General features: G+C 67.6%; 17 protein-coding genes and 3 tRNA genes. 5 read left to right on the top strand and 15 right to left on the bottom strand.

The genetic code is table 11. The features are described from left to right. Window positions 1-9 precede the first annotated feature (9 nt). The 4 genes from GKZ92_RS01640 to GKZ92_RS01625 form a co-directional block, all read right to left on the bottom strand. Window positions 10-1,437 carry a phytoene desaturase family protein gene (locus tag GKZ92_RS01640; RefSeq protein ID WP_035754348.1) on the bottom strand — a complete coding sequence of 476 codons (1,428 nt, stop codon included), beginning with the start codon at window positions 1,435-1,437 and terminating at the stop codon, window positions 10-12. After that, the gene (locus GKZ92_RS01635) at window positions 1,434-3,296 is read right to left on the bottom strand and encodes a DUF3556 domain-containing protein (RefSeq protein ID WP_035754345.1); all 1,863 of its coding nucleotides are present in this window, start codon (window positions 3,294-3,296) and stop codon (window positions 1,434-1,436) included. The genes GKZ92_RS01640 and GKZ92_RS01635 overlap by 4 nt, the downstream gene beginning before the upstream one ends. A gap of 120 nt (window positions 3,297-3,416) precedes the next feature. Continuing rightward, window positions 3,417-4,883: a class I adenylate-forming enzyme family protein gene (locus tag GKZ92_RS01630; RefSeq protein ID WP_035754343.1), complete on the bottom strand. Its 1,467-nt coding sequence runs from the start codon at window positions 4,881-4,883 to the stop codon at window positions 3,417-3,419. Between the two features lie 176 nt (window positions 4,884-5,059). Then, window positions 5,060-5,950, bottom strand: a complete 891-nt coding sequence (locus GKZ92_RS01625) for an alpha/beta fold hydrolase (protein WP_035754341.1) — start codon at window positions 5,948-5,950, stop codon at window positions 5,060-5,062. Between the two features lie 96 nt (window positions 5,951-6,046). Here GKZ92_RS01625 and GKZ92_RS01620 point away from each other — a divergent pair, with 96 nt between their 5' ends. Continuing rightward, window positions 6,047-6,484: a MarR family winged helix-turn-helix transcriptional regulator gene (locus GKZ92_RS01620; RefSeq protein WP_035754339.1), complete on the top strand. Its 438-nt coding sequence runs from the start codon at window positions 6,047-6,049 to the stop codon at window positions 6,482-6,484. 55 nt (window positions 6,485-6,539) lie between these two features. On the opposite strand, the gene GKZ92_RS01615 is transcribed toward GKZ92_RS01620, so the two are convergent. From GKZ92_RS01615 to GKZ92_RS01595, 5 genes are all read right to left on the bottom strand, one after another. After that, window positions 6,540-6,630: transfer RNA gene (locus GKZ92_RS01615), tRNA-Ser, on the bottom strand. Between the two features lie 77 nt (window positions 6,631-6,707). Next, entirely contained in the window at window positions 6,708-6,917 is a 210-nt protein-coding gene (locus tag GKZ92_RS01610; RefSeq protein WP_006358717.1) for a CsbD family protein, read from the bottom strand. 170 nt (window positions 6,918-7,087) lie between these two features. After that, window positions 7,088-7,357, bottom strand: a complete 270-nt coding sequence (locus GKZ92_RS01605; RefSeq protein WP_006358718.1) for a hypothetical protein — start codon at window positions 7,355-7,357, stop codon at window positions 7,088-7,090. 121 nt (window positions 7,358-7,478) lie between these two features. Then, window positions 7,479-7,943: a nucleoside deaminase gene (locus GKZ92_RS01600; RefSeq protein ID WP_006358719.1), complete on the bottom strand. Its 465-nt coding sequence runs from the start codon at window positions 7,941-7,943 to the stop codon at window positions 7,479-7,481. A 10-nt stretch (window positions 7,944-7,953) separates the two neighbouring features. Beyond that, the gene (locus tag GKZ92_RS01595; RefSeq protein ID WP_006358720.1) at window positions 7,954-8,496 is read right to left on the bottom strand and encodes a tRNA adenosine deaminase-associated protein; all 543 of its coding nucleotides are present in this window, start codon (window positions 8,494-8,496) and stop codon (window positions 7,954-7,956) included. A 79-nt stretch (window positions 8,497-8,575) separates the two neighbouring features. On the opposite strand from GKZ92_RS01595, the gene GKZ92_RS01590 reads away from it, so the two are divergent. Beyond that, a complete protein-coding gene (locus tag GKZ92_RS01590) occupies window positions 8,576-9,550 on the top strand; it encodes a prephenate dehydrogenase (RefSeq protein ID WP_155224935.1) in 975 nt (324 codons plus the stop codon). Window position 9,551: 1 nt separating this feature from the next. Here the strand turns inward: GKZ92_RS01590 and GKZ92_RS01585 are convergent, their stop codons facing one another. After that, window positions 9,552-10,202: a putative glycolipid-binding domain-containing protein gene (locus GKZ92_RS01585; RefSeq protein ID WP_035754335.1), complete on the bottom strand. Its 651-nt coding sequence runs from the start codon at window positions 10,200-10,202 to the stop codon at window positions 9,552-9,554. A 51-nt stretch (window positions 10,203-10,253) separates the two neighbouring features. Beyond that, the gene (locus GKZ92_RS01580; RefSeq protein ID WP_035754333.1) at window positions 10,254-11,000 is read right to left on the bottom strand and encodes a hypothetical protein; all 747 of its coding nucleotides are present in this window, start codon (window positions 10,998-11,000) and stop codon (window positions 10,254-10,256) included. Between the two features lie 487 nt (window positions 11,001-11,487). Between GKZ92_RS01580 and helR the strand changes: the two genes are divergently transcribed. Continuing rightward, a complete protein-coding gene (helR, locus tag GKZ92_RS01575; protein ID WP_155225676.1) occupies window positions 11,488-13,668 on the top strand; it encodes an RNA polymerase recycling motor ATPase HelR in 2,181 nt (726 codons plus the stop codon). 61 nt (window positions 13,669-13,729) lie between these two features. Here helR and GKZ92_RS01570 read toward each other — a convergent pair. Both GKZ92_RS01570 and GKZ92_RS01565 read right to left on the bottom strand, forming a co-directional pair. Further along, window positions 13,730-13,802, bottom strand: a tRNA-Arg gene (locus tag GKZ92_RS01570). 36 nt (window positions 13,803-13,838) lie between these two features. Further along, window positions 13,839-13,930 (bottom strand) — tRNA-Ser (locus GKZ92_RS01565). 117 nt (window positions 13,931-14,047) lie between these two features. Between GKZ92_RS01565 and hisC the strand changes: the two genes are divergently transcribed. Beyond that, window positions 14,048-15,115: a histidinol-phosphate transaminase gene (gene hisC / locus GKZ92_RS01560; RefSeq protein WP_035754329.1), complete on the top strand. Its 1,068-nt coding sequence runs from the start codon at window positions 14,048-14,050 to the stop codon at window positions 15,113-15,115. Between the two features lie 13 nt (window positions 15,116-15,128). On the opposite strand, the gene GKZ92_RS01555 is transcribed toward hisC, so the two are convergent. After that, complete coding sequence (locus GKZ92_RS01555) at window positions 15,129-16,082, bottom strand: alpha/beta hydrolase (protein ID WP_230461881.1); 954 nt, start codon at window positions 16,080-16,082, stop codon at window positions 15,129-15,131. Between the two features lie 241 nt (window positions 16,083-16,323). On the opposite strand from GKZ92_RS01555, the gene GKZ92_RS01550 reads away from it, so the two are divergent. Beyond that, window positions 16,324-16,803, top strand: coding sequence for an acyl-CoA thioesterase (locus GKZ92_RS01550; protein WP_035754324.1), 480 nt, complete (start codon window positions 16,324-16,326; stop codon window positions 16,801-16,803). On the opposite strand, the gene GKZ92_RS01545 is transcribed toward GKZ92_RS01550, so the two are convergent. Continuing rightward, entirely contained in the window at window positions 16,777-18,027 is a 1,251-nt protein-coding gene (locus tag GKZ92_RS01545; protein WP_006358729.1) for a hypothetical protein, read from the bottom strand. The two genes, GKZ92_RS01550 and GKZ92_RS01545, sit on opposite strands and share 27 nt — an antisense overlap. Between the last annotated feature and the right edge of the window lie 82 nt (window positions 18,028-18,109).

The raw sequence follows: 18,109 nt of genomic DNA, 5'->3' as shown, positions 1-18,109 counted from the left end.
CCGAACCGGTCACCGGGCCGAACCCACCCGGGCGTGACGCAACGCCGACTCCGCGGCGTGGTACCCGCACAACCCGTGCACACCGGCTCCCGGCGGACTGGACTGAGAGCAGATGTACACGCCCGGGACGCCTGTCGAGTACGGATCGACCGCAAGGCGGGGACGCAGGACCATCTGCAGCCCGTTGTTGGCGCCGCCGATGATGTCACCGGCCGCGAAGTTGGCGTTGCCCTGGTGCAGAGCCTCGGTTCCCAGGCTCGTCGTGGCGACGATGCGGTCGCGGAAACCGGGGGCGAATCTCTCGATCTGCGCCACGATCTGTTCGGTGGCGTCGCCGTCGAAACCCCGCGGGACGTGGGCGTAGGCGTAGATCGGATTGATGTCACCCGCACTCCGACTGGGATCGGCGACGTACTGCTGACCGAGCAGGACGAAGGGCCGAGCCGGCATGACCCCCGCCGCGCGTTGCTTCTCCGTGTACGCGACCTCGTCGAAGTCGCCGCCGAGGTGCACGGTTCCGGCCCGAACACAGTCCGGATTGGTCCACGGGATGTCACCGTCGATGGCGAAATCGACTTTGAAGGCCGACGACCCGACGCGGTACCGCCGGTAGGAGCGACGGATTCGTGCGGGCATGGCGTCGCCGTAGATCGAAAGCACCTGCGCCGGAGACAGATCCAGCAGGACGAGGTCGGCGGTGGGGATGTCCGCACGGGAACTGACACGGACTCCGGTCTCGATCTTGCCGCCGGCGTCGAGCAGCGCCGCTGACACCGCCGCGATGATGGCGCCGGAACCGCCCTCGGCGACGGGCCATCCGTATCGATGCCCGCTCGCGGCGATCATCAGACCGAGAGAAGCCGTCAGCGGCCGGTCGAGGCGGGAGAACAGGTGCGCGGCGATCCCGCCGTAGAGCGCACGCGCCCGTCCGGTTCGGAACCACCGCGCGAGCACGGTCGCCGGCAGCACCGCACGAGGACCGAACGCCGCCAGACGGATCGGGTGTCCGGGGACGTTGACGATCGGCCGCAGCAGGTCCTCACCCAGGTCGTCGAAATGTTCGGCGAGGTCGCCGAACATGGACCGCCAGCGGACTCCGTCGTCGCCCAGACCGGCGGCGGTCTCGGCGATCGACTGGTACAGCAGCGCGGCGTCGCCGGAGTCCAGCGGGTGGGCGCAGTCGATCTCCGGCCACTTCCACACGAGCCCGTACTTCTCGAGTCCGACCTCGGCCCAGAACGGCGACCCCACCCCGAGCGGATGGAACGCCGAGCAGTGGTCGTGGATGACGCCCGGGACGGTCAGTTCGCCGGATCGTGCGCCACCCCCGACCGTGTCGGCGGCTTCCAGTACCTGCACCTGCACGCCGTTGCGGGCCAGGTGCAGGGCGGCGGCGAGCCCGTTGGGCCCGCCGCCGACCACGACAGCAGTGGTCACTGCTGCACCTGATCTGTCGCCTGCACGGGCGACGTGCCGCTGTCGTTGCGGCGCATCCGCGGTTCACGCACCACTTCAGGATCGGTGACCGCGCGACGAGCGTCAACGTCGAGAGTCCACTCGACGTCGAACGGGATCGGCCCGTTCGGGAGCCACGGCTGCTCGTTGATCGCGTCGACGACCCGGTAGGTGCCGGTCTCGATGACACCCAGCGCGGCGTCGATCACCTTGTAGGCCTGCGTGCCCTTGTGGATCGGCTGCGACTCGATCCACGCGACGGTGAACTCACCCGGCGCGAAGTTGCAGCGTCGCTGCAGGGCGGCGATCAGCTTCTCGTCGTGGAGGTGTCCGTCACCGAAGTTGAAGGCCACCAGTGAGTTACAGGAGAACTCGGCCTCGCGCAGGGTGTAGGTGTCGATGTCGGAGCCGAGATGGCGCATCATCAGCGAGTACAGCGCGCGGCCCTGGCTGTGCAGCGACCGCCACGCCAGCAGCTGGTGCATCACCACGTCGGCGACCTCCGGCGGGTACGACTCGAGCAGCTGCGTGCGGGTGTTCTTGGCCGGTCGCACAACATACTTGTCGAGCTTCTCCTCGGCGCCCGGCGCGAACGCCCAGGTCGCCGACGCCCAGTTGCCGGCGTACTGACGCATCGACGGCAGGAAGGAGACGAGGTCGGGCCGCAGGTTGCCCAGGATCGGGAAGAAGCAGAGCGCCGCGACGATCAACACCATGCCCCACGGGGTCGAGGTGTCGGTGAGGGCGTAGCCGTCCCAGGCCGGGAACCCGAGGAACAGGAACACCGACGCGTAGGCGAACAGCATGTTCCATTCGAGCGGAACGGCCAGCGGGAACGTCGACAGGATGAACAGGTGGAAGCACACCATGAGCACGACCGCGGCCACGGTGAGCGTCTTGTTGGTGGAGAAGAGCAGCACCAGGGGCGTGACGATCTCGACGATGGTGCCCAGCACGTGCCCGACGCCGCCGGCCAGCTTCGACGGCCGCATGTCGCCGGGGAAGTTGCGGTAGTGCGCACGCTTGACCGTCTTGCTCGGCAACCACGGGGTGTTCGACAGCATCGGCGGGATCACCATCGAGAAGTGATGCCCCATCTTGGAGATTCCGGCACCGACCCAGACGGTCACGATCAGCAGCTTCAGCGCGAGGATCATGTCCACGAACGGCAGGATTCCGAAAAAGATGATCGCGGGCAGGTACTGCTCGGATCGTCCCGCGAGGAAGATGACCTTGTCCCGCAGACCCATGACGACGAGCAGAGCGATCAGCGGGTACATCAGCGTCGGGTTCACCAGGCCCTGGTTGTCGGCCATCGCGGCGTCCAGCGAGTCCGACGTGACACCCGGAAGAGCGATCGCGACAACGAGATTCGTGAGGATCAGGGCGTACACCGCGACGTCGAAGGGGGTGCGGGAGTCACCCTTGGTGAAGGGCACCTTGCCGGGCCACGGTGGGAGCCGGATCGTCTTGGGGCGCAACCAGTACAGGATGCCGCCGGTCATCGGCTTGAAGTGGCCGGCCAGCGGACCCCACGAGCCGCCGATGCCGAGGATCTCCACCAGCACCGTCCACAGGATCGCCTTCTGGTAGACGATGGGTTGGTTCCACCACTCGGTGACGTGGAGCGGGTTGAGTCCGGACGTCAGGGTCGCGAGCGTGATCCCCACGCCGACGTAGAAGACGAAGACCTTCACCAGATAGATGATGTGCACCATCTTCGGTGTGCCGAATCCGTAATCGGCCCAATGGGCGCCGAGTGTGCGGATTCGGTCGAAGAACGGTCTCTGGAGGAATGTCTCCGGGTCCACTTGGGGGAAATCGGGTTGGGTGAGTCCCATTGCTGTGCACTCCTTTTCCGGTGGAATATCACTGGATTCGGGCGTCGCGGGGGTCCGTGGCGCGTGGGGTGTCGACTCGGCAGCCGGGACGGCTGCGAGGTGGTGGATCGTGTGGGGTCGTCAGATGGGCGCGGGGCTGCGCACCTCGTTGCGCAGGGTTGGCTTGTCGATCTTGCCGACGGGGTTGCGCGGCAGTGCGTCGATGACGTGGATCACGCTGGGCTGCTTGACCTTCGCGAGTCGGTCGGCGATGTGGTCGGCGAGTTCCTCGGCCGACGGGTTCCGCTCCGGGTAGGCGACCACGAAAGCGACCGGCAGCTCGCCGTAGAGCTCGTCGGGGGCGCCGACGACGGCGCATTCGAGGACGTCGGGGTGGGTGGCGAGCGCGTTCTCGATCTCCTTCGGGTAGATGTTCTCGCCGCCACGGATGATCATGTCCTTGATCCGGTCGACGAGGGTCAGGTAGCCGTCGGAGTCGAGACGGCCGACGTCACCGGTGTGCAGCCGGCCGTCGACGATGGTCGAGGCGGTGGCATCGGGACGATTCAGGTAGCCGCGCATCACGTTCGGTCCGCTGATGACGACCTCGCCGATCTCACCGGTCGGCACCTCGGCGCCCGTGGCGTCGACGACGGCGATGTGCTGGCCGGGCAGCGCAGGCCCGACCGTGCCGAGTTTGCGCACACCGTCGACCGGGTTGCAGGCCGACGCACACGTCCCCTCGGTCAGGCCGTAGCCCTCGACGATCGGGAGGCCGAAGGCCTGCTCGACCCGGTCGAGCAGTTCCTTGGAGATCGGGGCCGCCCCGCAGACCGCGAATCGCAGTGAAGCGACCGCGTCCGGGGTCAGACCGGGCTGCGAGACGAGGAGCGCGTAGATGGTCGGGACTGCGGAGAAGTACGTCGGCTTCAGTCGCGCGACGTCGTCGAAGAATCGGCTCGGCGAGAACTTGCCGGTAATGCTCAACTGCCCGCCGACCAGCATCGGCGCCAGGAAGCTCACGCAGATGGCGTTGACGTGGAACAGCGGCAGCACGAGTAGTGCGTGGTCCCGATCGGTGAGCGAGAAGTGCTGGGCCATCGCCGAACCCATGTGATGCAGGTTTCCGTGGCAGAGGCGCACGCCTTTGGGACGGCCGGTCGAGCCGGATGTGTAGATGAGCAGTGCGTCGTCGTCGAAGCTCGGCGTGGCCGGGGCGCGCCAGCGCTGGGGCGGCGACGTGGCGAGGTCGTCGACGGGGAGGAAGTCACGATCGGGATCGGTGCCACCCGCGGTGAGCCCGACGACGAGGCGTGCGCCCGAGTCCGCGAGCTGGTACTCGGCCTCATCGGGCGTGAAGGCGGGATTGACCGGCGTAGCGACCGCGCCCAGCCGCCAGGCGGCCATCAGCGTGATCAGCAGTTCGACGCGGTTCGGCAGGAAGGTCGCCACCACATCGCCCCGGCCGACACCTCGACCGGCGAACTGCTCGGCCGCGGCGTCGACGCGCTCGGCGAAGCCCACGTAGTCGAGTGCGGTCGCGTCGTCGCGAACACACGGTGCGTCGCCACGCTCGGTCAGGTCCCAGGCGAAGTAGGAACTGGTCACGGGTAGGCCTCCAAGGCAGATCACGTTTGTCCTCCGGTATGTGATTCAGAACACTAAGCAACCGCAAAGTGATCTGAAACGGCCCGGGAGGCCAGACTTGGCAGAGGCGTTTGTCCTCGGAGCACAAAAGCCTCTGCCGGGATCGCGACGCAGCATCCCCGCTGCCGACGTGGGGGTCAGCCGTCCACGTCGGCGAGGAAGTCGGCGACCGCTGTCGCGAGCCGATCCGGGGCCTCGAGCGCGACGTGGTGGCCCACCTCGTCGAACTCCATTGCGGACAGCGGCCCGCCGGAGATCTGCGCGAGCGTCTGGGCGGTGAACGCCCCTCCGGAGGATCCGACCGCGAGCATCGGCACGGCGAGCGGCACGGCAGCCCTGGCCCGGAACTCCTCCCCTTCGGCGAGCATGGACCGGTACAGACCCGCTGCCCCGCGCCAACCGCCGTCTCGGGCGAAAACCCGGACGAACTCGTCGAGATCCTCCTCGCCAACCGCCCCCTCGACAGTGGTCATCGTCGGAAAAGCCCACTCGCCGAGCACTTCCCGCTCGCGGCCGGCGATGAGCAGGTCGGGTATCCCCGGCGCGGCCAACGCACCGATGTGCCACGAACCACCCTGGGTGACATCCCCGAATCCCTCGAGTCCGAATCCGGCCAGCCCCATCTCCACGCCGACAAGGCTCCGCACGAGTTCGGGATGCCCCGAGACGAACCGATAGACCGCACCGCCCGAGATATCCTGCGCGAGAACATGTACGGGGCCGGCCGCGAGGTGTCTCACGAACTGGTGGATGTCCTCGGCGGCCATGGAACTGGTGAAGTCGTCGCCGGCGACAGCCGAATCGCCGAAACCGCGGAGGTCGAGGGCGAACACCCGATGGGTCCCCGCCAACAGCGGGATCAGCTTGTGGAACGCCCACCACGACTCGGGGAACCCGTGGACCAGGACGATCGGCGAGCCCTCCCGCCCCGCCGAGACGTAGTGCAGCACCGTTCCGTTCACCGCTGCATCGTGATGCTCGACGCCGGGGATCGTGGCCCGGACCGGGATCTGCGTGCCCATGATCATGATCGACTCCTTAGATTGACAACTAGGTTGTCAACACACGGTAGGAGTATGACAACTAGGTTGTCAACATCTCGGGGCGCGCAGTAATCTCCCGGCGTGGACGTTTCTCATGGCGCACAGTTCGCCCGCATGCTGGTCGAGACCTTCGACGCGATGACGCGCGAGGTCACCGAGAAACTGACCGAGGCCGGGCATGCGGGCCTCACGGTTTCCAATGAGCTCGCCATGGAGGCCATCGAGGAGGGGGCGGGCAACGCCGCTTCCCTCGCCCGGCACCTCGGCGTCTCCCGCCAGGCGGCCGCCAAGACCATCAGCACGCTCGAGGGACTGGGCTACGTGGAACGAGCGGCAGACACCGACGATGCGCGCCGCAAGAGTCTGCAGATCACCGCGCACGGTCGCGAGGCGATCGCGATCGGGAGTGCTGCGTTCGAGCAGATCCGTGTCCGATGGGAGGCGGCTGTCGGCGCGCACCGGGCCGCCGAGACCGAAGACGGCCTGCGCGCACTTCGGGACGACGTCGCCGGCAACTGAACGGCTCCCGGAGAAATGAAATGACCCCCTACCTGAATAGATAGGGGGTCATTCCTGGCGGTGGCGGAGGGATTTGAACCCTCGGTACGGGGTTACCGCACACAGCATTTCGAGTGCTGCACCTTCGGCCGCTCGGACACGCCACCGCGAAAGACTGTACCGCAGCAGGGCGTTGAGTCTTAAATCAGCTGGTCAGAGCCATAAAACCGGGTGCAGCGGACAATCAGTGGCCGGTGAGCTTGTCCTTGACGTCGTCGATCTTGCCCTTGACGGCGTCGGCGGCCTCGGTGATCTTCTGCTTGCCCTGGGCGTGGGCCTGATCGCCCTTGCCCTCGTTCTTCAGACTCTGATCGTCGGTGAGGCTGCCGGCGGCTTCCTTGCCACGGCCCTTCAACTCTTCGGCCTTGTTCTTGGCGTCGTCAGTGGTTCCCATGAAGCCTCCTCGGTGAGGTTCGGCGCGGCCTGGTGCCGGCCGAGGTGGAAGAACTCGGCGACCGTCACGCGCCGGTGGCTCGACGCGGGCGTCGCTCGAAGGAGCTGACTCCTGGTTCCCACCGTGCCACAGACATTCCCCGGCCTGCAGAACCGCAGGTCAGAGGATGATCAGCGGTTGTTGAACTTCTGGGCGACCTCGGTGATCTTGTCTTTGGCCGTGGTCACGGCCTCCTGGACCTTCTCGTTTTCGGCGAGTTCGCTCAGCTTGTCCTTGGCGGTGCCGAGCGCATCCTGGACCTGCTTGCTCTCGACGAACTCGTCGATCTTGTCGCGGGCGGTGCCCAGTGCTTCCTGCACCTTGCCGCTCTCGGCCAGTTCGTTGATCTTGGACTTGGCGGTGTCGAAGGCTGCGGTGACCTTGTCGGCCGGGTCGGACATGGCTTCTCCTCGAGGATCTGGTCGGTACCAGTCCAATCTGCCAGAGCAGCACAGCGCCGACCATCGGTCGCGACCCTGAGATCCCACCGATCTTTTTGTCGCCGGCCCCTGACAGCCGCCCTCAGCGCTCGCGCTTCGTCGCGAAGAAGTCGACCATCAGCGCCCGGCACTCGTCCTCGAGTACCCCGCCCTTCACCTGGGGGCGGTGGGTGAGTCGCGGGTCCCGCACGACGTCCCACAGGGACCCGACCGCCCCGGTCTTGGGCTCCCATGCCCCGAACACGAGTGCGTCGACGCGCGAGAGCGTGATGGCACCGGCGCACATCGTGCACGGTTCGACGGTCACCGCGATCGTGCAGCCGGGGAGTCGCCAGCCGTCACCGAACGCCTGGGCGGCGGCGCGCAGGGCGAGAACCTCGGCATGAGCGGTCGGGTCACCGTCTGCTTCCCGGCGGTTGGCCGCGCGCGCGAGTTCGACGCCCTCGGGGTCGAAGACCACGGCACCGATCGGGACGTCGTCGGTACCCGACAAGGATGCGGCGTCGAGCGCCGCGCGGACCATGTTCTCCCAGGCGGGGGCGCTCATCAGGAGCCGGTCAGTGTCCGAGCGAGTCGAGAACCTTGCCCAGTTCGTCGGCGAAGCCGAGTCGGGCGGCGATCATGCCGAGCTGTTCGTCGGCGTAGAGGTCGGTGTCGCCGACGATGATGCTCATGACCGCGTCGGGCAGGCCCAGGTCGGCGAGGACCGCCAGGTCTCCCTCTTCCCACGGGTCGACGGTGTCGAGCTCGTCCGGGTCGATGTCGGGGACGTCGAGGTTCAAGGCGTCGAGGACATCGGCCGCGACGTCGTAGTCGATCGCCGCAGTGGCGTCGGAGAGCAGTAGACGAGCACCCGTCGGCGCGGGACGAATGACGATGAAGAACTCGTCGTCGACGTCGAGCAGTCCGAAGACCGCACCGGCGGAACGGAGCTCGCGGAGTTGCCTCTCGGCGTCCTCGAGATCGGAGAGCGCCGACGGCTTGAGCGCAGAGACCTTCCATCCGCTCTCGTCACGGACCACCGCGACGGCGAAACCGTCGATGTCGTCGTCCACGTCCTGCGCGTTCGACCCCGACTTCCCAAATCCGGCACCGGCCATGGGAGAAACCGTAGCCGCTATCACCGGCAGTCCCAAGTCCCGGGACGAGCAGCGATCAAGGTATGGGAACGTTGTCGGCGTGACTGCTGACTCGTCGTCCTCGCGTTCTGTGCCCACGACGCCGGTGTGCGTGCTGGGTCTGGGTCTGATCGGCGGCTCGCTGCTGCGCGTCCTGCACGACGCCGGCCACGAGACGTTCGGCTACAACCGCTCGTCGGCGACCGTCGAGGCAGCGACCGCCGACGGGTACCAGGCGTCGACAGATCTCGTCGCCACCCTGCGCCGGGCGGCCGAGACGGGTGCCGTCGTGGTGCTGGCGACGCCGGTCACGACCATCGAGCCGATCCTCTCGGCCATCGCCGAACATGCGCCCGGCGCGTTGCTGACCGACGTGATCAGCGTCAAGCAGGAAGTGGAGAAGGTGATCGCGCGGGCGCATCCCGGTGCGCGGTACGTCGGCGGCCATCCGATGGCCGGGACGAGCCGGTCGGGCTGGTCGGCAACCGATCCGACGCTGTTCCAGGGGGCGATGTGGGCGGTCACCACGACCGATCACACCGACGCCGACGACTGGCTGGCCGTCGCGTCGATCGCCCGGCTGGCGGGTTCGCGGGTCGTGCCGGTGGCGCCCGACGCCCATGACCGTGCCGTTGCCGCGATCTCGCACATGCCGCATCTGACGGCGGCCGCGACCGCGGCTGTGGGTGCCGGCGAGAGCGACCTGGCCCTGCGTCTGGCCGCCGGCAGTTTCCGCGACGGCACCCGGGTAGCCGGTACCGCGCCCGCGCTGCAGCGGGCGATGATCGAGGCCAACAGCATCGCCGTCCTGAATGTGCTCAGCGAGACCATCGACCGGCTCATCGCCGCGCGCGACGAGCTGCGCGACCACGGGACCGCGGAGATCCTGGTCGACGACGGGCATCGCGCACGCGTCGCATACGAGCGACTGCACGATGGCGAGCCGGAGCCGATCAGCGGGGTGACCATCGGTGAGCCGGGCTGGCAGGAGGAACTCCGCCGCCAGGCGCACCAGGGCAGGGTCTGGGTGGGTTAGGCTAGACCCGTCGGGCGAGTCCCGGGTAGTCGGTGACGAACCCGTTGTCATCGAGCGTGAGGGTCGTGGTGGCCAGTGGCGACACGAGGTCGATGCCCTTCGCGGTGGCGGTGTAGGACATCGTGGCCGCCTTGACCTCGCCGCTCGGCAGGTACATGTACACGACCGGGACGTCGACGGCCCCGTCTGCCTCGGTCAATGCCTTGCGGCGCAGCGGAAGCGCGTTGAACATCGGCGAGAGGGCGAGGTCGACGTCTTCGGCACCGTCGAAGTCCGACCGGATGATCTCGCCGTCGGGGCGCCGGATGAGCCAGGTGCCCTCGTTGTCGCGGGTGATGCCGAACTGGGTCTCCCCCGCCTCGCAGATGAGGTGCACAGTGAGGCGTTTGGTGACGCCGGACTCCGTGGTCTGCAATTCGTACGACGCCGAGAAGGCCTCATGGTCGTCGGTCTTGGCGGCGATGATCCGGCCGTAGGCCTTCATGCGCGCGCCGGAGACGACCAGGCGCACCTGTTCGAGTCGATCGGTGTCCTCACCACGCCACGTCAGCACTGTCTTGAACTCGTCCGTGGTGGCGGAGGACTGCCCGCTCTCGGGGGCTGTCTGCGGGGAACTCACACGTCTACGGTAGCGAGCCGACGGACCGATCACACATCGGACGTGCTGGTCACTCCACCAAGTGGACGACCGTGGAGACGCCGGTCAGGCGATACAGGAGGCGGTGCGTCGGGCCGACGACGCCGTCACGGTGTCCTCCACGACCACCTCGCCGTCGACGGTGATCGAGCACTTGGCGCCGCTCCCCGTCCCGGCGATCACGAGCAGACGCAACGGATTGTCGCTGCCGGTGAACTCGACACTCCACGGATTCGACGGCGCGAACTCCGACCGCAGGCCCATCGAGTCGACGTAGAGGATGGTCGCCTGGCCGTCGATGGCGACCTCGTAGGTCACCGGCTTGTCCTGCGGGTTGACGCGCTCATCGGGTCCGCCGGGCGCCGACCGGCCGGGACCGTCGGGGGTCAGCCGCGGCGGCTCGAACGTGCGGGGAAGCGGGACCGTGTCGATCGTGGTGGGCGGGTCGGCGAGCGGCGGCTCGGTGGGCTCGTTCCGGAATATGCCGCTGAACCCGACGATCGCCACCGCCACCAGCACGACGAGTCCGAGACAGACGATGAGCGACGTCGTGGACACCTTCGGGATGCGGGACTCGTCGTCCGCCCCGGCTGTCGACTCGGCGGCGGCCCGAGCCTCTTCGCGTTCGGCCTGCTCGGCGATCCGGAGTTCGGTATTCGTCGGCTGGCCAGGCGTGAACAGGGCGGTGCCGTCCGGGGCGTAGCCGAGCGGCGGGTACAGCTGCGGCGACGCGGATGTCTGCGTATACGGATCGTTGCCGTGATCCCGCGGGTCGCGGGCGTCGCGGTTCGGCCCGCCGTACGGCTGTCCCATCGTCGGCCTCCGGTCGAAGTGTCGTCTGTCTTCGACCTTACGGCGGGTCGCGATGGTAGTGACCCCGCGCGGTCCGGAAATACAGGTCGCTTGGGGTTCGATCCGACGCGGATCCGGTTGACCAAATGAAATCGGCTGCTTCTCGAAATGACTTCCCACGCGCGGACAGCCGGCCTCTGGGGGTCGAGGCGTCCTCGACCGATGCCGCGCTGCCGCCCCTACCCCCAGTATCTGGGGGCGGCAGCCCCCTGACAGGCCCCGCCGAAATAGTTCACCGAGTGAACTGATGCCACCTTCACACAACTGGAAACAGCGTGCAACAGATGGGCGCCGGCGCGTCGTCATCCGTGACCCGCTCAGTGTCCGAAAGTTTTTCCCTCTTCACCATAAGCGCTGGACGGGGCCTTGCCGCAAGACCCCCTACCGGGTGCAGAATCGCCTTCCCACCTGCCGGAAGTCCTACCCGCATCGCACCATCGGAGCCGCCTTGTCCGTGCCGTCCGCCCCGCTCGCCCATGAACCCAGCACTGTCTTCGACCTGCCGCCCAGGCTGTCCGTCAAGGCTGACCCCGCTCTCATCGCCGACGACGAGCGACACTTCGCCTCGATCGCCACGAGCCTCGCCGAGAGCATCGCCGACGCGAACTCCCGGATCGCGGCGCTTCGCCGATCCGATGGCGGCGGCGGACGTCGAGCCCTGGATCGGGATCTGGAGATTCACGAGACCCTGTCCCGCGTGCGAGCTCTGAAACGCTTCGACCTCGAGGCTTGCCTGGGGCGCATCGTCGGCGCCGACGGTGAGGTGCTCTACATCGGCCGGCTCGGTCTCACCGATGCCGCCGGCCAAACCCTTCTCGTCGACTGGCGTACACCCGTGGCGGCACCTTTCTTCGCCGCGACCCTGCGTGATCCCGCAGGACTGGTCAGTCGACGCCGCTACCGCTGGACGCAAGGGCGGATCACCGACTACTGGGATGAGGTCTTCGTCGACGACCCGGCTGCCCTTGATCGTCACGCAGCTCTCGACGACCAGTCGGCGTTCATCGCCGACCTGGGCGCCGTCCGTTCGCCGCGGATGCGGGACGTGCTGGGCACTATCGCCGCCGATCAGGACGCGATCATCCGTGCCGGCTCCCACGGCGCGCTGGTCGTCGACGGCGGCCCCGGGACGGGCAAGACGGTGGTGGCCCTCCATCGGGCGGCCTATCTCGTCTACGCCGACCCTCGACTCGCCGGTAACCGCGGAGGGCTCCTCATCGTCGGTCCGCATCGCCCGTACCTCGCCTACGTCGCCGATGTGCTGCCGAGCCTCGGCGAGGAGAGCGTCCAGACGTGCACGCTCTCCGATCTCGTCGTCGAAGGGGATTCGGCGACAACGGAATCCGACGATCGCGTGGCACGACTGAAGTCGTCGGCGCGGATGGTCGGGGCTGTCGAGCCGGCGGTGGAGTTCTACGAGCAACCACCGACGACGCCGCTTGTCGTCGAAACGCCCTGGGCCGAAGTCACTCTCACTGCATCGGATTGGACCGAGGCGTTCGATGTGCCCGAGCCCGGCACGCCGCACAACGACGGCCGGGACGAGGTGTGGGAGGAACTCGTCTCGATCATCGCCTCGAAGCACGACGACGATGTTCCCTTCGGCGCACTGCGGCGTGCGCTCGCCACCGACCACGAACTCACGTCGGCGTTCAATCGCGCGTGGCCGGTTCTGCAACCGGCGGACATCGTCGGCGATCTGTGGTCGGTGCCCGCCTATCTGCGCCGGTGTGCGCCGTGGCTGACACCTGACGAGGTGCGTGCCCTACAGCGCGACATCCCCGACGCCTGGACCGACGCCGACCTCCCGCTGCTCGACGCTGCGCGACGCAGGGTCGGGGACCCCGAAGCCGCCCTGCGCAGACGCCACCGTCGGGCGACCGTCGCGGCCGAGCACGATCGCATGAACCAGGTGGTCGACGACCTGATCGCAGCCGGGGTGCACGACGACGGCGAGGGCCTCATGACCATGCTCCGCGGGGAGGATCTGCGCAACGCGCTCGACGACGGCGTCGTGGCCGACACCGGCACCGCGGACCCGCTGGCCGGACCATTCGCGCACATCGTCGTCGACGAGGCGCAGGAGCTGACCGACGCGCAGTGGCAGATGCTCCTCGACCGCTGCCCGTCGAAGAGCTTCACGGTGGTCGGCGACCGTGCACAAGCCCGTCACGGATTCACCGAGTCGTGGTCGGAGAGGTTGCGGCGGGTCGGGTTCGGCGACGTCGCCCTGGCGGGGCTGACCATCAACTACCGCACGCCCGAGGAGATCATGGGCGCCGCGGAACCGGTCATCCGCGCCACGCTGCCCGACGCCAACGTCCCGACCTCGGTACGCCGCACCGGCTTGCCCGTCCGTTACGGACGACGATCCGAGCTCGCGGGGGTCGTCGACGAATGGTTGTCCGCGCATGACGAAGGACTGGTCTGCGTCATCGGCGACCCGGGCTTCGCCGAGAACGAGCGGGTCCGGTCGTTGACCCCGACCCTCGCCAAGGGGCTCGAGTTCGATCTCGTGGTGCTCGTCGATCCGGAGTCGTTCGGCGAGGGGATCGAAGGTGCCGTGGATCGGTATGTGGCGATGACGCGGGCGACGAACGAATTGGTGGTGCTCACCACAGACACGTAGATCACGTTCGTCGCCGACGAATGAACCCGCCACCGGGAGCCGGTGGCGGGTTCATTTTCTGTGCGCCCGTAGGGATTCGAACCCCAAACCTTCTGATCCGTAGTCAGATGCTCTATCCGTTGAGCTACGGGCGCGTATTATTCAGTTGTACCGCCGTCGGCCGACTGCGGTGGCGGAGGCGAGAGGATTTGAACCTCCGGTCCCGTTTTAGCGAGACAACTCATTAGCAGTGAGTCCCATTCGGCCGCTCTGGCACGCCTCCTTGGCGGAGTCCTTTCGAACTGCCGGACGAAAGATTACACACCCGCTGCGTCCACAAGCAAACCGTTTGGTCAGAGCCGGTTTTTGCCCCTCTGGCGGGTCGGCCTACATTGGTCTGGTGAGCCTGCGAATCCGCCCCGATCTGGACACCCTTCCCGTCTACGTTCCGGGCAAGACGTTTCCCGGGGCCGTGAAGCTCGCGAGCAACGAGGTCACCGAGGGTCCGCTGCCGAGCGTCGTCGACGCCATCGCCGCCGCCGCGGCCGGAGTCAACCGCTACCCGGACAACGGGATCGTCGAACTCACCGCAGCGCTCGCCAAGAAACTCGGCGTCACCGAGGACGAGGTCCAGGTCGGCTGCGGATCGGTGATCCTCTGCCAGAACCTGATCACCATCACCAGCGGCCCCGGCGACGAGGTGGTCTTCGGCTGGCGCTCGTTCGAGACCTACCCGCTGGCCACCCGGGTCGCGGGCGCGACGCCGGTTCAGGTGCCGCTCACCGGCGACCTGACCCACGACCTCGACGCGATGGCCGCCGCCGTCACCGACCGGACCCGGTTGATGTTCGTGTGCAACCCGAACAACCCGACGGGCACTGTCGTCGAAGCGGCCGACCTCCGAGCCTTCCTGCAGAAGGTGCCGTCGGACATCCTGGTCGTGCTCGACGAGGCGTACTTCGAGTACCTGCGACTGCCGGAGAGCCAGGCCTACGACGCACTCGAACTGCGTCGTGAGTTTCCCAATCTCGTGATCCTGCGCACTTTCTCGAAGGCGTACGGCCTCGCCGGTCTCCGCGTCGGCTACGCGATCTCCGACCCCGAGGTCATCACCGCGCTCGGCAAGGTCCACGTGCCGTTCTCGGTGAGCAGCGTCGCGCAGGCGGCCGCGATCGCGAGCCTCGAGGCCGCGGACGAGCTCGTCGCCCGGACCGACGCCGTGGTCGCCGAACGTACCCGCGTGACCGATCGGCTGCGGGCCGCCGGCTACCGGGTGCCCGACTCGCAGGCCAACTTCGTCTGGCTCGATCTGGGCGAGGCCGCGATGGACTTCGCCCGGGCCGGCGTCGACGCCGGTGTGGTGATCCGTCCGTTCGACGGTGACGGCGTGCGCGTGACGGTCACCAATGCCGTCGAAGGTGACGTCTTCCTGGCGTTCGCCGAGAACTGGGGCGGAGCACGGGCCTAGCTGGCGGACCCGGCTAGAGACCGCGCGCGAGGGTCGGCCACGCAACCGCGAGGTCGCGTTCCCAGTAACCCCAGGTGTGGGTGCCGATGAGGCGGAAGCCATTGGTGTACGGGATGCGGGCGGCTCGCAGGGTCACCGCGAACTCGAGCGAGCAGCGGTAGGCACCCAGCTCCAAGGCCGACGACGAGGCCGTCACGACGTCCCGGGTGCCCTCCTCGGGTTCGATCCGACGCTGCAGATCGAGCGGGCCGATCGCACCCGACCCGGCGGAGAGGAAGATGTTCTTCCCGCGGAGTGTGTCCAGATGGTGGCTCGGGTCGTGGGCGCGCCATCCGGCGGAGCCGAACGGTCCCCACATGTTGGTCGCGTCGCCGCCGTCACGACCGACCGTCGAGCGCACATACGCCTCGTTGAACGGCCCCGACACCGGCGGACAGCCGCTGAGCGATGCGACGCCCGTGTACATCGCCGGGTTCCGTACGGTGAGCGCGAACGCCGCCTGCCCGCCCATGGACAGACCGATGATCGCGTTGCGCCCGTTGCCGTTGAACCGCTTGTCGACGAGCGGGGGCAGCTCCTTGGTCAGGAATGTCTCCCACATCGGCTTGCCGAGCTTCGCGTCGCGCTTCTTCCAGTCGGTGTAGAAGGTGCCCGACGCCCCGGCGGGAAGTACTACGTTGACGTTCTTGTCGGCGAAGAACCGGCCGGCGCGACCCTTGGTGATCCAGTCGCTGACGTCCTTGTAGTTGCCGGCACCGTCGAGCATGTACACCGTCGATCGCGGACCCGTCGCCCCCGGCGGGGTCAGGACGGACACGCGGATGCGGTCCTTCATGGCCGGGGAGTACACCCATACATCGGTGCGCAGGGCACTCATCTTCACGGTCTTGGCGATACGTGCGACGGGTTTCGGCTCGGTCGTCCGCGGTGCCGCGTGGGCCACCACCGGGGTCAATGCAGCCGTCATCAGCACACTGGCAAGGCCCGCGATCAAGCGCCTCGAAATCACGTCAAACTCCCTACCCGGCAAAACCCCGACCGCACCGGAAGTCACCGTTCGCCATGTAACTGCACCGCACCGGACAACCGGACACGTGGCGGACATCTAGACTGTCAGACTACCTGCTGGTCGGCAGGGCGAGACGCCGCGGAAGTGGCCGATCCGATACCAATCGCCACACAATCTCTGTCCCCGAGCGAAAGTCACGATGAACGCAGCGAAGGCCGGTCTCGAGGACGTCGGGCTCGACGACTCCGCGTACCCGTTCGTCGCGGAGGTCGGGATCCGGTGGTCGGACATGGATGCCTTCGGGCACGTCAACCACGCCCGCATGGTCACCCTCATGGAGGAGGCGCGCATCGCCTGGCTCCTGAGCGCCGGCGAGGAGTACGCCCCGCTGATCACCAGCGCGATGATCGTCCACGTCGACATCCGGTACCAGGCCCAACTCAGACACGACGACTCGCCACTGCGAATCGGCATGTGGATCAAGAACTTCCGGTCGGTCGACTTCACCATCGGCTACGAGATCCGCGGTGCACATGCCGACCCGGTGAGCCGCCCGGCGTGTGTGGCGAGCACCCAGATGGCCGTCGTCGACGTGGAGAAACACACTCTCCGGCGTCTCAGCCCCGGCGAGAAGGACTACCTCAAGGCCTGGTCACGACGGCTCGTAGCGAGCCGGTAGCTCCCGCGGTACGGCCGGCGAGATCCGGGCGATGTTGCCCTGCAACACATCCCGATAGATCCGAAGCTGCTCTTCGCCGCTGCGCACCTGCTCGGTGAGACGCATGGTGTTGTCGACCGAGATCTCCCGATCTCCCGAACGCGCGATCAGCGCGTCGATGCGGTCGTCCAACGTCATCGCCTTGTTGTATTCGGCGAGCACCTGGAGTTCGACGGCGGCCGACTCGACGACGTGCGCGACCTCGCCGAGTGCCTGGACGCGATCGATGAGTTCACTCCACACCGGGCGGAGCGTCGTCTCTCGCTGGTCTATCTGGGCCGCGAAGGTGCGGTCGAATCCGCCGTTGCGCTTCGCGCGGTCGAGGTCGATGCGAACAGCTCGCAGGCCGATCACGTCGGCGGCGATCTCGGCCAGCTCGGCGTGGAGGTTGACCTGGGTGCGCTGCACTTCGAAGTGGTCCGAACGCCACGCGGGGTTGCCGACGATGCGGTCGTAATAGTGGCCCGCGATGAACAGCAGTGTCTCGTAACCGTCGACGAAGGTCGCCGATCGCGGGGCGCCGGCCTGTGCCGCGTCGCGGCTGGTGGTCAGGAGCTGATCGGCCCACTGCCCGGCCTGCGGGTTGCCCGACTTCGCGGCGACCTGTCCGACGACGCCGGCGATGCGGTCGATGGCCGCCGTGCCCGCGCGTCGGACATAGCCCGAGGAGTTGACGTTGGGGGTCGGCGTGCACAGCAGGCCGGAGAAGAGCCGCTCGCGTTCCTCGATCTCGAGGTAGATGTTCTCGCGACGCTCGCGACGGATCGCGCGCGTTCCCGAGGCGAGGACGCCCTTGGCGGTCACGATGTGCTTCCGGGCGTCGTCGCGGCGACGTTGGAGACCGTTCAGCCGGTTGCGCATGACGGCGCCGACGACGCTCGGGACGACCGGGTTGGACAGCTGGTGTTCGAGCTGGACGATCGCGCGCTGCAGGCGGCGCAGGTCGCCGAACCCGGCGGGGACCGTCGGCATCGGGCGGCCGGTGGAGATCCTGCGCACCACGATCGCGCGGCCCCCGGGAGTCAGGTAACCGGCCGCGACGAGCAGCGCGGCAGTGTCGGACAGTTCGCGACGCTCACCCGGCAGTGCCGACCGGTCGCACCACTCGCGGATCTGCTCGCTGCTGCGCGCAGGCATCCGCCCCGACCCTCTCGAGCCCTGCCCTTCCGAGCCCTTGTCGACCATGCCACTGCCGCCTTACCTGGGAGAATCGATGCGCCCCCCGTTTCCGCAAACACCGATTTCGATGCTACCCGCGGTTTCCGAC

The organism is Gordonia sp. 135 (genome assembly GCF_009720185.1).
In the GTDB taxonomy this organism is placed as follows: domain Bacteria; phylum Actinomycetota; class Actinomycetes; order Mycobacteriales; family Mycobacteriaceae; genus Gordonia; species Gordonia alkanivorans.
The sequence above is the reverse complement of the archived record's forward strand: the minus strand, read 5'-3'. Positions and strand labels throughout refer to the sequence as shown.

Bases quoted from the DNA above. Each gene is read 5' to 3' on its own strand.
- GKZ92_RS01635 (WP_035754345.1), bottom strand. From the start codon at position 3,296: ATGGGACTCACCCAACCCGATTTCCCCCAAGTGGACCCGGAGACATTC.
- GKZ92_RS01625 (WP_035754341.1), bottom strand. From the start codon at position 5,950: ATGATCATGGGCACGCAGATCCCGGTCCGGGCCACGATCCCCGGCGTC.
- GKZ92_RS01610 (WP_006358717.1), bottom strand. From the start codon at position 6,917: ATGGGAACCACTGACGACGCCAAGAACAAGGCCGAAGAGTTGAAGGGC.
- GKZ92_RS01605 (WP_006358718.1), bottom strand. From the start codon at position 7,357: ATGTCCGACCCGGCCGACAAGGTCACCGCAGCCTTCGACACCGCCAAG.
- GKZ92_RS01600 (WP_006358719.1), bottom strand. From the start codon at position 7,943: ATGAGCGCCCCCGCCTGGGAGAACATGGTCCGCGCGGCGCTCGACGCC.
- GKZ92_RS01595 (WP_006358720.1), bottom strand. From the start codon at position 8,496: ATGGCCGGTGCCGGATTTGGGAAGTCGGGGTCGAACGCGCAGGACGTG.
- GKZ92_RS01580 (WP_035754333.1), bottom strand. From the start codon at position 11,000: ATGGGACAGCCGTACGGCGGGCCGAACCGCGACGCCCGCGACCCGCGG.
- GKZ92_RS01555 (WP_230461881.1), bottom strand. From the start codon at position 16,082: ATGACGGCTGCATTGACCCCGGTGGTGGCCCACGCGGCACCGCGGACG.
- GKZ92_RS01550 (WP_035754324.1), top strand. From the start codon at position 16,324: ATGAACGCAGCGAAGGCCGGTCTCGAGGACGTCGGGCTCGACGACTCC.
- GKZ92_RS01545 (WP_006358729.1), bottom strand. From the start codon at position 18,027: ATGGTCGACAAGGGCTCGGAAGGGCAGGGCTCGAGAGGGTCGGGGCGG.